Annotated in this window: 11 protein-coding genes and 1 pseudogene; 7 read left to right on the top strand and 5 right to left on the bottom strand. The window is 46.6% G+C overall.

Features of this window, described 5'->3' with window-relative positions; all coding sequences use genetic code 11:
- Nucleotides 1-242 precede the first annotated feature (242 nt).
- From V7R88_RS05125 to V7R88_RS05095, 7 genes and pseudogenes are all read left to right on the top strand, one after another.
- Nucleotides 243-1,229 (top strand): LytTR family transcriptional regulator DNA-binding domain-containing protein, encoded by a 987-nt coding sequence (locus V7R88_RS05125; RefSeq protein WP_054396752.1) that lies wholly within the window; start codon nucleotides 243-245, stop codon nucleotides 1,227-1,229.
- A gap of 150 nt (nucleotides 1,230-1,379) precedes the next feature.
- The gene (locus V7R88_RS05120; protein WP_152707051.1) at nucleotides 1,380-2,237 is read left to right on the top strand and encodes an ABC transporter ATP-binding protein; all 858 of its coding nucleotides are present in this window, start codon (nucleotides 1,380-1,382) and stop codon (nucleotides 2,235-2,237) included.
- The gene (locus V7R88_RS05115) at nucleotides 2,234-2,971 is read left to right on the top strand and encodes an ABC transporter permease (RefSeq protein ID WP_152707052.1); all 738 of its coding nucleotides are present in this window, start codon (nucleotides 2,234-2,236) and stop codon (nucleotides 2,969-2,971) included. Before V7R88_RS05120 ends, V7R88_RS05115 begins: the two co-directional genes overlap by 4 nt.
- A gap of 20 nt (nucleotides 2,972-2,991) precedes the next feature.
- Nucleotides 2,992-3,150, top strand: coding sequence for a hypothetical protein (locus V7R88_RS05110; RefSeq protein WP_072535509.1), 159 nt, complete (start codon nucleotides 2,992-2,994; stop codon nucleotides 3,148-3,150).
- A 406-nt stretch (nucleotides 3,151-3,556) separates the two neighbouring features.
- Nucleotides 3,557-6,504 (top strand): annotated as a pseudogene (locus V7R88_RS05105) (YhgE/Pip family protein).
- Nucleotides 6,505-6,848: 344 nt separating this feature from the next.
- Complete coding sequence (mscL, locus tag V7R88_RS05100; RefSeq protein ID WP_054396748.1) at nucleotides 6,849-7,229, top strand: large-conductance mechanosensitive channel protein MscL; 381 nt, start codon at nucleotides 6,849-6,851, stop codon at nucleotides 7,227-7,229.
- A gap of 104 nt (nucleotides 7,230-7,333) precedes the next feature.
- On the top strand, nucleotides 7,334-7,981 hold the full coding sequence (locus tag V7R88_RS05095; protein ID WP_003643169.1) for a deoxynucleoside kinase: 648 nt from the start codon (nucleotides 7,334-7,336) through the stop codon (nucleotides 7,979-7,981).
- A gap of 191 nt (nucleotides 7,982-8,172) precedes the next feature.
- Here the strand turns inward: V7R88_RS05095 and V7R88_RS05090 are convergent, their stop codons facing one another.
- The 5 genes from V7R88_RS05090 to V7R88_RS05070 are packed head-to-tail and all read right to left on the bottom strand — an operon-like array spanning nucleotide 8,173 to nucleotide 13,111.
- Nucleotides 8,173-8,859, bottom strand: coding sequence for a glycerophosphodiester phosphodiesterase (locus V7R88_RS05090; protein WP_054396747.1), 687 nt, complete (start codon nucleotides 8,857-8,859; stop codon nucleotides 8,173-8,175).
- Between the two features lie 20 nt (nucleotides 8,860-8,879).
- Nucleotides 8,880-10,232: an extracellular solute-binding protein gene (locus V7R88_RS05085; RefSeq protein WP_054396745.1), complete on the bottom strand. Its 1,353-nt coding sequence runs from the start codon at nucleotides 10,230-10,232 to the stop codon at nucleotides 8,880-8,882.
- Complete coding sequence (locus V7R88_RS05080; RefSeq protein WP_057717551.1) at nucleotides 10,229-11,071, bottom strand: carbohydrate ABC transporter permease; 843 nt, start codon at nucleotides 11,069-11,071, stop codon at nucleotides 10,229-10,231. The genes V7R88_RS05085 and V7R88_RS05080 overlap by 4 nt, the downstream gene beginning before the upstream one ends.
- The gene (locus V7R88_RS05075; RefSeq protein WP_054396741.1) at nucleotides 11,071-12,036 is read right to left on the bottom strand and encodes a carbohydrate ABC transporter permease; all 966 of its coding nucleotides are present in this window, start codon (nucleotides 12,034-12,036) and stop codon (nucleotides 11,071-11,073) included. Before V7R88_RS05075 ends, V7R88_RS05080 begins: the two co-directional genes overlap by 1 nt.
- Nucleotides 12,011-13,111: an ABC transporter ATP-binding protein gene (locus V7R88_RS05070; protein WP_054396739.1), complete on the bottom strand. Its 1,101-nt coding sequence runs from the start codon at nucleotides 13,109-13,111 to the stop codon at nucleotides 12,011-12,013. The genes V7R88_RS05075 and V7R88_RS05070 overlap by 26 nt, the downstream gene beginning before the upstream one ends.
- Nucleotides 13,112-13,126 lie beyond the last annotated feature (15 nt).

Raw genomic sequence — 13,126 nt, 5'->3', positions numbered from 1 at the left:
CGCTTCATGGAAGCTGTCCCGGCCTTTTCCAATCAATTGTTAACGAAACACTAACACCGTCTAGTCATTATTTATTTTTCAAAGTCACTCTGCTACGCGTAATGGCCTTCGTAATCGAGTATGGTATATTATAATGTAGTTTAAATAGTACATAACAGGTTAGTACGGGAGCATTACAAAGATCCGAGTATCGCTGAACTAACGGCTTATCCAATACCAATCAAAATAACGAGGTTCTCACCATGCAAACAATTCAGTTAAGCAACATCTTTAAACAACAAGCACACCAAACGATTTTAAAAGATTTCACACTCACCATTCCAGCGCAAAGCAACATCGGCATTCAGATGAGCCACGTTGAGGCAACGACCTTCTTTAACCTATTACGCCAAACGACGCCCCAAACTAGTGGCGTCATGACTGGTCTCACTCTCGCACGTATCCAAGCCATCTTTCATGATGACGGCTTTTATCCGCAATTAACCGTCTCGACTTATTTGAAGACCTTTCAACACATCAGCACCTTTGAGACGGATCTGGATGACATTTTGCAGTATTTCGCACTCAAAGACGTCGCCCATACTAAGATCAAGCACTTATCCTTTGATCAACAACAACGTCTGGCCATACTGCGAGCGTTCATCCTACAACCGGACTTGTTGCTAATTGAAAGTCCCCTGACCAACTTGACCAACGCTGGCATTGAGCTGTACTTAGCAGCCTTAGCCTATACTCGCGAACACGGTGTCACCGTACTGCTGACCTCCTACTCATTAGAAGAACTTGTCCTAACCAGTACGACTATCTTTCGTTATCGACCAAACCAGGGCCTCGAGTTGACTGATTTGGCGACCGAAAGCAGTTCCGATTCCGCACACACTTCAGAAGATACACCTAGACCAATTTTTAAAGTTGCAAGTAAGGTTGAAGATAAAACAGTCTTTTTCAGCCCTAACGAGATCGATTTTATTGAAAGTGTCAACGGGGTCAGTCAACTGAACGTCAGTGGCGAACAATTCACATCATCGCAAACAATGAGCGAATTAGAACAACAATTGACGACGCTCGGCTTCTTTCGCTGTCATCGTTCTTACTTGGTTAATTTACAACAAATCGCGGAACTGATCAGTTACTCCCGAAATAGTTACACGTTAATCTTGAAAAACAAAAGTAAACTGCCCCTCTCTCGCGGTAAACTCACTGATTTAAAAGCTTTGATCAATTTTTAGGACACCATTCAGCCTAAATAACGCACCATTCGGCTCCAATATGCCCCATTACGACCTGATTTAATCACATTCTGCATTTGTTCCAGTAAACTAGATTTTGTTGAAGCCACCGCGCTTCCAAATCAAATTTAAAGGAGTCAGCGATCAACGATGACAATAAAAAATGCAATCGAAGTGATTAACATTGCCAAATCATTTCAAAATACGACCGCGCTGGATCAAGTTAGTTTTACCGTCCAGCCAGGTGAAATTTTTGGCTTTTTAGGTCCCTCGGGATCGGGAAAAACAACCACCATTAAAATTCTAACCGGACAATTATTACCAACGAACGGTGAAGCCTACGTCCTGGGTCAGTCTGTCCAAGCATACGACGAACACCACTATGAAAAAATCGGCATCGTCACGCATCAAAGTGGGCTTTACGACAAATTATCGGTATACCAAAACCTACTATTCTTCGCGAAAATGTTTGGTGTCCCGGTTGCACGTGTTGATAAGTTACTTGAACGAGTTGGTCTCAGTCAACATAAGAAAAAACTCGCTGGTAAGTTATCTCAAGGTATGCGTCAACGGCTAGTTCTGGCGCGAGCAATTCTTCACCAACCACAAGTCTTGTTCCTCGACGAGCCAACCAGTGGCTTAGATCCCCGCACGACCCAAGCAATTCACGCACTGATTAGGGAATTACGCGACCAGGGCACAGCGATTCTGTTAACGACTCATGATATGCTGGAAGCCACTCGTCTCTGCAATCGTGTCGCCTTACTCAACGCTGGCCGCATCGCAGAATGTGCAGCCCCACAAGCATTGCAATTAAAATATAATCGCGACCAGCAGTATCGCGTCCACATTGCATCGGCAGCGCAAGATTTATTACTCCCGTCATCTCCTGAGACGACCTATCAGATTAACCAGTGGATGCTTTCTGGACAGCTTGAGACGATTCACTCGTGCGAGCCGACCCTTGAAGATGTCTTTTTAACCGTAACTGGAAGGAGCCTAAAATGAGTTTATCAATGACCAAAATAAAAGCCTTATTCGGTCTTAAATTAAGACTGATCATTTCAAATGTGAGTCTGATGATTGCCCCAATCATGGCCATTTTGTACGTCGTTTTCATGAAGAGTATTATGCAAAGTAAAGCACCATCCCACGTTGCCCTGATTTCCCTTTTACTGGGAATGGGACTATGCTTTAATGTCGTTATGGGTGGCATCATGATGACGAGTTATCCCTTAGCCGAAGAAAAAGAACATCATACATTACGTGTCCTAATGACCTCTTCCATTACCGGGCCCGAATTTTTTATCGGTAGTTTATTGCCACCACTAGCTATTATGACTGTGACCAATTTGATACTGGTCCCCCTAAGCGGCGCCAGTTGGTCGCAAATTCACTTAGGAAACTTTTTATTGATTACCATTATCACTAGTTTAACGAGTCTCGTGCTCGGATACATTATTGGTCTGATTGCTAGTAGCCAAACTCAAGCAGGCGTCTACAGTATTCCAATGATGTTGATTTTAAGCCTGATACCGAATTTCGAACAGTTCAATACCACCCTTAAATCCTTTAGCAATTATCTGTACAGCAGCACGCTTAATCACTATATTACCGCCTCGTATACCACTGGTGGCTTTTCATGGACGCTTCGCGAAGCCCTCACGCAACTCGGCTGGCTCGTGATTGCCTGTGGCATCTTCTTCTATGCCTACCGTCGTCACGGTCTTGATAATGATTAATCCTTAGGAGGTTCTCAATCATGCCAACTTTAAAGATTGGAACGACCGTCAAGTTACCAAACCCATACTTGAAAATTGCGGGAACGATCATTGCCTACTACGCAACTAAGGATCAATACTTAGTTCGGCTTGGTGTCAGCCAACAATGCTACTTCAAACCAGATAAGCTGATTGCCTGAAAATCTTAACTGCTTATCTCATACCAAGCCCCTTACTTTGAAATATCACGGTAAGGGGCTTCTTTTCCACGTTCGAACAATCCCGCAGCCCAATCGACGTTGGCTATGTTATAGCAATGGCCACCCAGCCCAGAAGGCGGGCGTAAGACGCGCATTTGCTGATGACCAGTAACATAACGGCACATTTTTATCATATTAATGACAGCTCAATGCATGTCATGTAGACCCACAATATTTTTAAAATCACAACTTACCCTTATTTTAAACCCCATTTGCGCCCAAAATGGGGTTTAAACCTCACATGCTGTCTTGATGATGTGGTGCTTTTTCTGAAACCTGTTATCCTCTTTAATGCACACGCGGGGTTTTACGCAAAAAATAGGCAATTAAGGGAGCGCAAGTAAAGATGATTAAAGCAGAATGGGCGTATATGCGCAAACACAAACTAATGATTATCGTCATGGCAATCATTATGTTCATTCCATCAATTTATGCCGTGACATTTTTACGGTCGATGTGGGATCCATACGGTCGGTTAAATAATTTACCCGTAGCCGTCGTCAATCACGATCAGCCAGTCACGTACCAAGGGAAGCATCTCAGTGTTGGACGCAATTTAACAACGAATTTAAAAAAATCTGACGCTTTAAAGTTTCACCAAGTCAGTGCAAGTGAAGCGCAAGCTGGCTTGAAAAACGGCCGCTATTACATGGTGCTCACGATTCCACGCACTTTCTCACGCCACGCAACCACCTTACTCGATCACCAACCACAAGCCATGGTGCTACACTACGACACCAGTGCTGGACATAACTTTGTCGCTAGCAAGATGGCCGATTCCGCCGCTACTTCGATTCGGTCATCCGTCGCCCAAACGATTACAACGAGCTATGCCAAAACGATGTTTGCTGCTATCAAACAACTTGACGGTGGTCTCAAAACAGCGGCTACCAATAATCAAAAGCTCGCGACTGGTGGGCAGCAGCTCCAAACCGCCAACCAAAAAATCGCCACCAACCTGGACACCCTGGCAACTAGTTCGCTGAAACTAAAACAAGGGAGTCAAACACTAACGATCGGTTTAAACCAATATCTGAATGGCGTTTCACAACTACAGGCGGGAAACCAAAAAGTAGTCGCCGGTCTAACAAAACTGCTCGTCAAAAGTAATCAGTTAGTTGCTGGCATGGGCCAACTCAACAGCGGCGCCCAAACACTAAATCAAGGCGTTAATCAATACGTTGCCGGCGCCCAGCGAGTGAATACTGGGACTGTCAAAGTCAATACTGGTGCCCACCAGGTGGCCAGCGGCGCGCAACAATTCAGTAGCGGTACCGCTCAACTGGCGACTGGTACACAACAGCTTGGTTCCGGTTTAAACGCTTATGTGGCCGGTGTCGGCAAGGTCAACATTGGTGCCAGCAAGCTTAGTCAAGGTGCTACTCAACTACAAGCACAGACCGCTCAGTTAACGACTAAAACGACGGCTCTAACGAACGGCTCAAGTCAGCTAACTACTGGCATCCAGACACTAGGTCAAAACAGTCAGGCCCTCACCACCGGCTTGCAAAAATTGCAGACGCAGCTTAAGCAACCAATGATCAAGCCACGATCAACGCAACCGTGGCAGCGCTGAAAAAACAGGCTGCTGGGACTGACTTATCGTCCGTTAAAACCACGCTAAGTGCGCTAACAACGGCTATTAAAACTAGTGCGACGCTTCATGACAATGTCGCCGCAACCGCTGACAGTCAAAAATTGACCGCGGCACAAAAATCAGCCATTTTGGCAACGGTTGATCAATCCGCTAACCGTGACGCCATTAACGGTGCCCTTGCGAGTTTAACCACAGCCATCGCCCAATCGACGCAACCGGCTGTCGATACGACCGCTTTGACTCGGGCCCTCAGTACCACGACTCAACAACAGAAAGGCCTTGCAACCACGGTCAACCAACTCACTACCGGTGCCCAATCACTGACGACCGGTATTCAATCTGCTGGTACCGCGGCTAACAAGCTGAGGACTAGTCTAACCCAGCTGAACACGGTCCTACCTAATCTCACTAATGGCATTGGGGCCGTCACTACTGGTGCGACAAACTTGGCTAGCGGAACAACAACGCTCACAACTAATAGCCAGCAGCTCACTCAAGGCTTTAAAACACTGGATGCAAACACTAGCTTGCTCAATCAGAAGAGTCAACAACTGGCTACAGGTGCGGGACAAGTTGCTGCGGGTTCTCAACAGCTGACCGCGGGCACGCGTCAACTCAGCTCCCAGGGCAACCAGCTAACACAAGGTGCCAGCCGCGTGGCTACGGGTCTACAAGCTGCACAGACCAACCTGCCAAGCTTAACAACTGGCATTGCACAATTAACTACTGGGAGTCAGCAGGTCGCGACCGGCTTAAATCGGCTCGGCACAGCGGGTACTGCACTTGCTAATGGCAGCCAACAACTCACTAGTGGCAATGGGCAATTAGCAACTGGCGCTCAGCAACTGGCCACGGGCGCTAACCGGGTCACAACTGCTGGTCAAAAAATTCAAGCGGGTAACCAGACTTTGGCAACCAAATTAGGAACGGCCGCAAATAAGGGTAAAGTTAACCCATCAACACTGACCTATCAACAAGTTGCCAAGCCCGTCACCACGACTCACCAGGACCGTGATGACGTCCCAAATAACGGTACTGGCATGGCACCGTACATGCTGAGTGTTTCGCTCTTCGTCGGTGCCCTCGCTCTCAACATGATGTTCGATATGTATACGCCACGCAAGCATCCAGATTCAGCGCTAGGCTGGTGGAGTAGTAAAGCCAGTATCATGCTCGGCTTTTCAATCATGGAAAGTACGATTATGCTCGGCTTGATGATGTTGATCAACGGACTCAGCCCGATTCATCCCTGGGCCACTTGGTTGCTACTCACGTTAACAGCACTACTCTTCATGACAATCGTTGCTTGGCTTAACCTAGTCCTCGGCAAGGCCGGTGCCTTCTTCAGTATGGTGCTACTAGTCTTACAGCTCGGTAGTTCAGCGGGAACGTACCCGATTCAGTTATCAGGTCACTTTTTCCAAGTCATCCATCCGTGGTTACCAATGAGTTACAGCGTGAACGGCTTGCGACAGACCCTAATGACTGGTAATTCTGCTCTTCCTGAGATGGGCATCTTGACACTGTTTCTAGTGCTGTTTATCGCCCTGACCTGGTTGTTCTTTATCCGCCGTTACCCACGGCTGGCTAAAATCGACTTTGAAGACCCCGTCGCCGTCAAAGCCACTCAGAGTAAGTTAGCTACTCTGGTTCAGCGAAGAGCTCAGGCCAAAGCATCCGACAACCAGGCGGATTAGCCACTTGAATTGACGCTATCGCATCAAGGTAGCCATCACAGAACGACTTTCTCTAATTCGGAGAAAGTCGTTTTTTTCATCATCCAACCGCTCTCACCACCAAATTACTAGGTGACTTGGCCCGTCAGCGCACTCCAACCGAATTTCTGACGCAACCACACTGCGTATCCAGCACCGATTAAGTCACTATCCAAACAAAACTAATCATGATACTGACTCAAATCAAAATGGGTATGCTTTAATGAGGAATCAACTTACGGTTGAATTAGATTGGTGTTTTGATTGAGTCAGCGTTTGATTTTGGCTATACTGTTAACAGCAATTAATAAAGGAGTGCGAGTCACATGATCAAAGAATTCAAGGAATTTATTGCCCGCGGCAACGTGATTGATTTAGCCGTTGGGGTTATTATTGGGTCTGCTTTCACCGCTATCGTCAAATCATTGACGGACAACTTAATCAATCCACTGATTGGGATTTTCTTAGGCAGAGTCGATTTATCTAACCTAAAGTTCAGTATCGGGGACGCCACCTTCAAATACGGGTCCTTTCTAAATGCCATCATCAATTTCTTCATCGTGGCCATTGTTGTTTTCATTCTGGTAAAAATTATTAATAAAGTGGTTAAAAATGAACCAGAGGAACCCGAAGAAGAAGAAGTCGATGTTTCCGCGCAATACTTGGAAGAAATTCGGGATTTATTAAAGGAACAGACTAAAAAATAGGTGAAAATGGCTCCTAAGCAAATTTTTCATTAAAAGTCTATATGGTATTAAAACTTTTTTTGAGATACAATATATTGTGCAATTTTTTATAAAGAGGGGCTATCATGGTGATAATAACAGCAGGAATGATTGGGGTCGGCAAAACCACGTTAACAGGGTTAATTGCTGACCACCTTGGAACTAAGGCATTTTACGAACCGGTTGGCGACAACCCCGTATTGCCACTTTACTATTCGGATCCTAAGAATTACGGGTTCCTATTACAAATCTATTTCCTCAACAAACGTTTTGCAATGATCAAGAAGGCATTGGCCGATGATAACAACGTCCTCGACCGCTCCATCTATGAAGATGCCCTCTTCACCAAAGAAAACAACGCTGAAGGAAACATCTCTGATACCGAATTGAATGTTTACTTGCAACTACTAGACAATATGATGACCGAATTGACTGAATTGCCTAAGAAGGCGCCGGACTTGATGGTCTACTCTGAAACTGACTTCGATACCATTCTTTACCGGATCAAGAAGCGTGGTCGCGACTACGAACAGTTCGACCACAACCCTGAACTGGAATCTTATTACTATAAGATGTGGACCGCTTATCGGAAATGGTACGATGAATACGATGCTAGCCCTAAAATGAAGATTGATTTACAACAGTACGACTTGGAAAAACCTGCTAACCAACAAGCAGTATTGGCACAAATCGATTCTGAATTAGGTAAGATCCGCAACCCCACCACAGTTTAATCAATGATGCTAAAAGCGCCAGCCCCGATAGTGGGACTGGCGCTTTTGCTTTGTACAATCTGAGTAACTTCGAGCTGTCAAATGATCCCGGCAGTTTTGGCTGTGACCCTAGTCACCTGCGAATCGTCGCCCGGAAATTTTAGCGACTGGCCCCGTCATAACTAGCAACCTTCGAATACCACACTAGCCAGTTACATCGCCGCTCGGACTTGTTGCGCTAACTCAAAGTTGTTGGTAATCACCGCATTGACCGAGGCCGCAAACAACTGCTGCATCACGGCCGGCTCATCCACCGTCCAAACCCGTTCAGCGACGTGGCGTACAGGTTGATAATGCTCAAGATGGACCCCTTCTAAGTGTTCATGAGTCGCAAACTCATCTGGATTACCCAGCCGCGCCGAGGTCAAAAAAGCATACTTCTGGCTGGCATCAATGGCGTAAGCCCGCTGTAAACTCTTCAAGTTAAATGAGGAGAAGACGACCGGATAGATCAAGTCAGTCTGCTGGACCATCCGTAAGACAATCCGTTCAATATCAAGATAATAGTGTCGATCAGTCTTCAACTCAAGATTCAAGTGAACTGGCTCCCCACTAACTAAGGTCAAGAATTCTTGTAAGGATGGAACCGGTTCGCCATTGGCTAACTTGAATCTACGCAATTGTTCGAACGTCAGGTCCGCAATGGCGCCCTGTCCGTTAGTCGTTCGATCAATTCGTTCATCATGCATAATCACCGGTACTTGGTCCTTAGTAAGATGGACGTCAAACTCTAAGCCATCGATATGATGACTGATAGCATACGCAAACCCGGCCAATGAGTTTTCAGGAAACTTGACGGGAACACCCCGATGACCATAAATCAACGACATATTTGGCACAATTCTTCAACTCTTTCCAATTAATGACGACCGTTTGCACGGTTATTTGATTCTAACACTTTATTGTACGTATTTTCAGCCGTTTGCAACGATTGGCGAATATCTTGCCCAGCAAAGATTTGCTGCATGGCTGTTTGAATCGCTGTCCGTGCTGGAACCCAGCCATCGACAAAGACACCCGAGTTCGTATTATTCGGCTTAGTACGCAACATCTGATTACCAGAAACTTCTAGCACTGGCGACTTCTTAAATAACTTCTTCAGGGCTGGTTCGTCCTTAGCGCCCTTATTAACGGCTAAATAACCAGTCTTGGCCTGCCAGTCGGCTTGAGTCTGTGCGCTTGCGAGAAACTTGGTGAATTCCCACGCACCATCTTGGACCACACTGGGCTTATCGTTTGCAATCCATAGTGCTGCCCCACCAACAGCGATTCCGTTGGCTTTCTGCCCATTCGGCCGGGGGAAGTACGTGACGCCCAAGTCATTTTTTAGCACTTGATATAACTGCCCCGTTTTTGCGGATGATTGCATAAAAATCCCCAAATGACCGGCTAAGAATGAAGCTGCTTCATTGGCAGCGGCGTTACCACCCGAACCAAAGTTCATAAAGTCGCCATAGTCAATATTCTCTTTGACCCACTTCATGGCATTGATGGCTGCGGGACTCGTGAAATCGACCTTAGTTGCGTTACCGGTATGACCATTATCATGATTGGCAACGGGAACACCAGCATTAGCGACCAGCTGCTCGAATAACCACGAATAGGCTTCCATGGTCATCCCCTTGACTTTGCCGTGTGACTTGTCATGAATGGCCTTAGCGACGCGGGTAATATCATCATAGGTTGGATCCACTGGTGGCGGGGTGATCCCGTACTGTCGCAAGACCGCTTTATTATAATAAAGTGCCGTTTGCGACGCGTTAAACGGCATCGCTAATAATTGATTATCCCGCATCACGATGGCTTTGGCGCCCGGAATAATCTGATCAGCATCGTAATGATCACGATCAATGAACTTCTGCATCGGCGTCGTGAAGCCACTATGATACATCTGACTAGTGGAAATATCCATCGATTGAAATAGTGCCGGTGATGCGGCCGTGCCGTGCGTGTTCAGGATCTTTTGAATGACCCCGTTATAGCCGCCTTCAAATTCGGCGACGACTTCATACTTCGACTGTTGGTGATTAAACGCTTTAACATAGGCGTCAATCGCTTGTTGGCCTGGTCCTTTCATCTCATGCCAGAAGACCACTTTAATGCGGCTACTATCTGCATGGACACGGGTCCGACTATAAACCACGCCACCCACTACCATGAGGACAGCCACAATCCCGGCTAGCCACTGCCACTTTCGCGTTATCTTCATCATTTCACCGAGCCCTCATTCAATCCAGATTTAAAGTAATGTTGCCCCCAGAAAAGGACGATTAACGTCGGAATCACCACGATGGCCGCACTCGCCTGGACGAGCCCCCAATTCGTGGCCGTTTCCTCCGAATGCAATTGCCGCAATCCATCTTGGACTGGCCGCAGCCGATTTGAAAACGTGGTCAGCATTGGCCATAAGTATTGGTTCCAGCTCCCTAAAAAGCTGTATGCCGCTAACGTCAACAAACTGATTCGTGAGTATGGCAAGGCAACCCGCCGGTAAAATTGCCAGTGCGATAGGCCTTCCACGTCAGCCGCCTCCTTTAAGTCCCACGGAATTTGTCGAAAGGCCTGGCGGAGCATGAAGATTCCAAAGGCCGAAGTTAGGAACGGAATAACCATCACCGCGTAGTGATCCAACAAGTGCATGGCACGGACGGTGTGAAAGTTCGGAATAACTTCGGCTTCAAATGGTAGCATCATGGTTGCCAAGACCAGATAAAACAACGCATCCCGATATTTAAATTCCAAAAATACGAAGGCATACGCCGCGATTGAGGCGAAGAACAGATGCGCCACCATTTGAACGAGTGAAATTACCAAGCTATTAAATAAGTAGCGGAGAATCGGCGTTTTGGTGAACGCGTCCTGATAATTTTGCCAAGAAAGGGTACCACTCAGCGACCCTTTCGCAATGGTCGTTGTCGGCAAAAAGCTGGTCCACAGACCTAAAATGAACGGTAAAATAATAACTAACGCTAATGCAACTAATAACAGGTATCGAAGCCCAATCGCGATTCGGTGACGAATCAAGGCTTGAGTAGCCATCGTATTTTCCATTAGTAATGCACCCGCTTTGCTAAAAGTTTGAATTGAATTACCGTGATGGCGGCAATGATAATCGCTAGGATAATCGACTCCGTACTAGCAAGCGCGTAGTTTCCATCAACGAAGGCATCCTGATAAATCCGATAAACTAATAAGTTAGTGGCGTTCGTGGGTCCCCCCGCCGTCATCAAGTCGATCAGTCCGAAACTCTTGAACGCCGAGATCAACGTAATCACCGCCACAAAGAAGAGTGTTGGTGAAATCATCGGTAACGTGATATGGAAGAACTGATAACGACGACTAGTCCCCGCAACGTCAGCGGCATCATACAAGGTTTTAGGGACAGCTTGTAAAGCCCCGAAAAAGATTAAAAAGGTAAATCCGAGGTGCATCCAGACACTCGTCATAATAATCGCCACCATGGCCCAATGCGGCTCCGTTAACCAATTAATTGCCGGTAAGTGCATCCAGATGGCGACCTTATTCAACAAGCCCACAGATGGATTAAACATGAATAGCCAGAAAATAGCAGAAACTGAGACGGAAACGCCCATGGTCGAGGTAAACATGGTCCGAAATAGCTCAATCCCCCGAACCCGTTGATTGGCGGTAGCGGCTAACAATAAGCCACCAATGATTGTGAACACCGTCACGCCCACGACGTAAATCCCGGTGGCTTGCAGACTAGCCAGATAACTCTTAGTCGTCAGTAAATTGAGGTAATTTTGGAAACCAACAAAGACGGTTGGTTCACCAAAACTGTTGGTCAAAAAGAAGCTTAGATACAAGGTCCGTAACATTGGATAAAAAACAAAAATACTGAGGGCCAGTATCGAAGGCCCAAGGAATAACCAAGCATAGTATTTATCGTTCCGCTTTAATTCAAAACTGGCCGTCTGGGCATTCGCTTGGTCATGAGCGTCTGGAGATTGTTTCGGCTTAAGGCGTCGCTTAATCGACGGAAATGAGTTGATCACTAGTGACACCCTCCTCTTCAGCAATCAGTTGTTCGTGCTCGTCAAAAATGAAGATCTTACCGTTTACAGTTACGTCCACCCGCTGTTCAAGCGGCAATTGAACTTGACCGGATTGTACGATTCGCAACGCGGTCCCGTTGTCAGCCTGCACTTCAATAATCGTCATCTCACCCAGCGTCTCGACATTCGTTACCTTACCATTGCCATGCTCATCTGCAACTGGTACTGCCTTGAGCTGATTAGGCCGGATACCGATTGTATAGCTACCGGCGTTTAATGGCTGGTTGAGGGTTATCTGAAAGCCCGCCGCAACGTGTAATTCACGCGTTGTTTTCGTCACCACTGGCAGTAAGTTGATCTGTGGGGTACCGAAGAATTCAGCCACAAAATGATTGGCCGGATGATTATAAATATCTAACGGTGTATCAATTTGCTGCACGTGGTGTTCATTCAACACCATCATGTGATCGGCCATGGTCATGGCTTCAGTCTGGTCATGGGTGACATAAATCAAGGTCAGTCCCAGCTTACGTTGCAACTCACGAATTTCAGTCCGCATTCGTACGCGCAATTGCGCATCCAGGTTCGATAACGGTTCATCCATCAGACAAATCTTCGAATCACTGGCAATTGCCCGGGCCAAAGCCACTCGCTGCCGTTGACCACCGGACAGCTCACGCGGCTTACGGTCGCGATAAGCGGTCAAGTTGACCATCTTCAAGGCGTCATTGACCCGGCGTTCAACTTCGATAGCCGGCATTTTTCGTGCTTGTAAACCAAACGCAACGTTAGCAGTCACGTCTAAGAATGGGTACAACGCATAACTTTGAAAAACCATTGACAACTTTCGATCTTTTGGTGGGACTGCATTCATGATCTGACCGTTGATGGCCAACTTTCCACTCGTAATTGGAATAATACCAGCAATCATCCGCAACAAGGTACTTTTACCACAACCGGATGGTCCGACGATCACAAATAACTCCCCATCTTGAATCTCAGCGTTCACATCGTGTAAAACTGGCTGTTTTGCCTTATCATACGTCTTTGTGATGTTCTGCAAAGCAATTCCCATATTCATATCCCCTCG

Source organism: Lactiplantibacillus argentoratensis (assembly GCF_037290055.1).
In the GTDB taxonomy this organism is placed as follows: domain Bacteria; phylum Bacillota; class Bacilli; order Lactobacillales; family Lactobacillaceae; genus Lactiplantibacillus; species Lactiplantibacillus plantarum.
Note: the sequence above shows the minus strand (reverse complement) of the source record. Positions and strands in the feature narration are given on the sequence as shown.

Coding starts and splice junctions, on each gene's coding strand:
- V7R88_RS05125 (WP_054396752.1), top strand. CDS start 243: ATGCAAACAATTCAGTTAAGCAACATCTTTAAACAACAAGCACACCAA.
- V7R88_RS05095 (WP_003643169.1), top strand. CDS start 7,334: ATGGTGATAATAACAGCAGGAATGATTGGGGTCGGCAAAACCACGTTA.
- V7R88_RS05115 (WP_152707052.1), top strand. CDS start 2,234: ATGAGTTTATCAATGACCAAAATAAAAGCCTTATTCGGTCTTAAATTA.
- V7R88_RS05080 (WP_057717551.1), bottom strand. CDS start 11,071: ATGGAAAATACGATGGCTACTCAAGCCTTGATTCGTCACCGAATCGCG.
- V7R88_RS05070 (WP_054396739.1), bottom strand. CDS start 13,111: ATGGGAATTGCTTTGCAGAACATCACAAAGACGTATGATAAGGCAAAA.
- V7R88_RS05120 (WP_152707051.1), top strand. CDS start 1,380: ATGACAATAAAAAATGCAATCGAAGTGATTAACATTGCCAAATCATTT.
- V7R88_RS05110 (WP_072535509.1), top strand. CDS start 2,992: ATGCCAACTTTAAAGATTGGAACGACCGTCAAGTTACCAAACCCATAC.
- mscL (WP_054396748.1), top strand. CDS start 6,849: ATGATCAAAGAATTCAAGGAATTTATTGCCCGCGGCAACGTGATTGAT.
- V7R88_RS05085 (WP_054396745.1), bottom strand. CDS start 10,232: ATGATGAAGATAACGCGAAAGTGGCAGTGGCTAGCCGGGATTGTGGCT.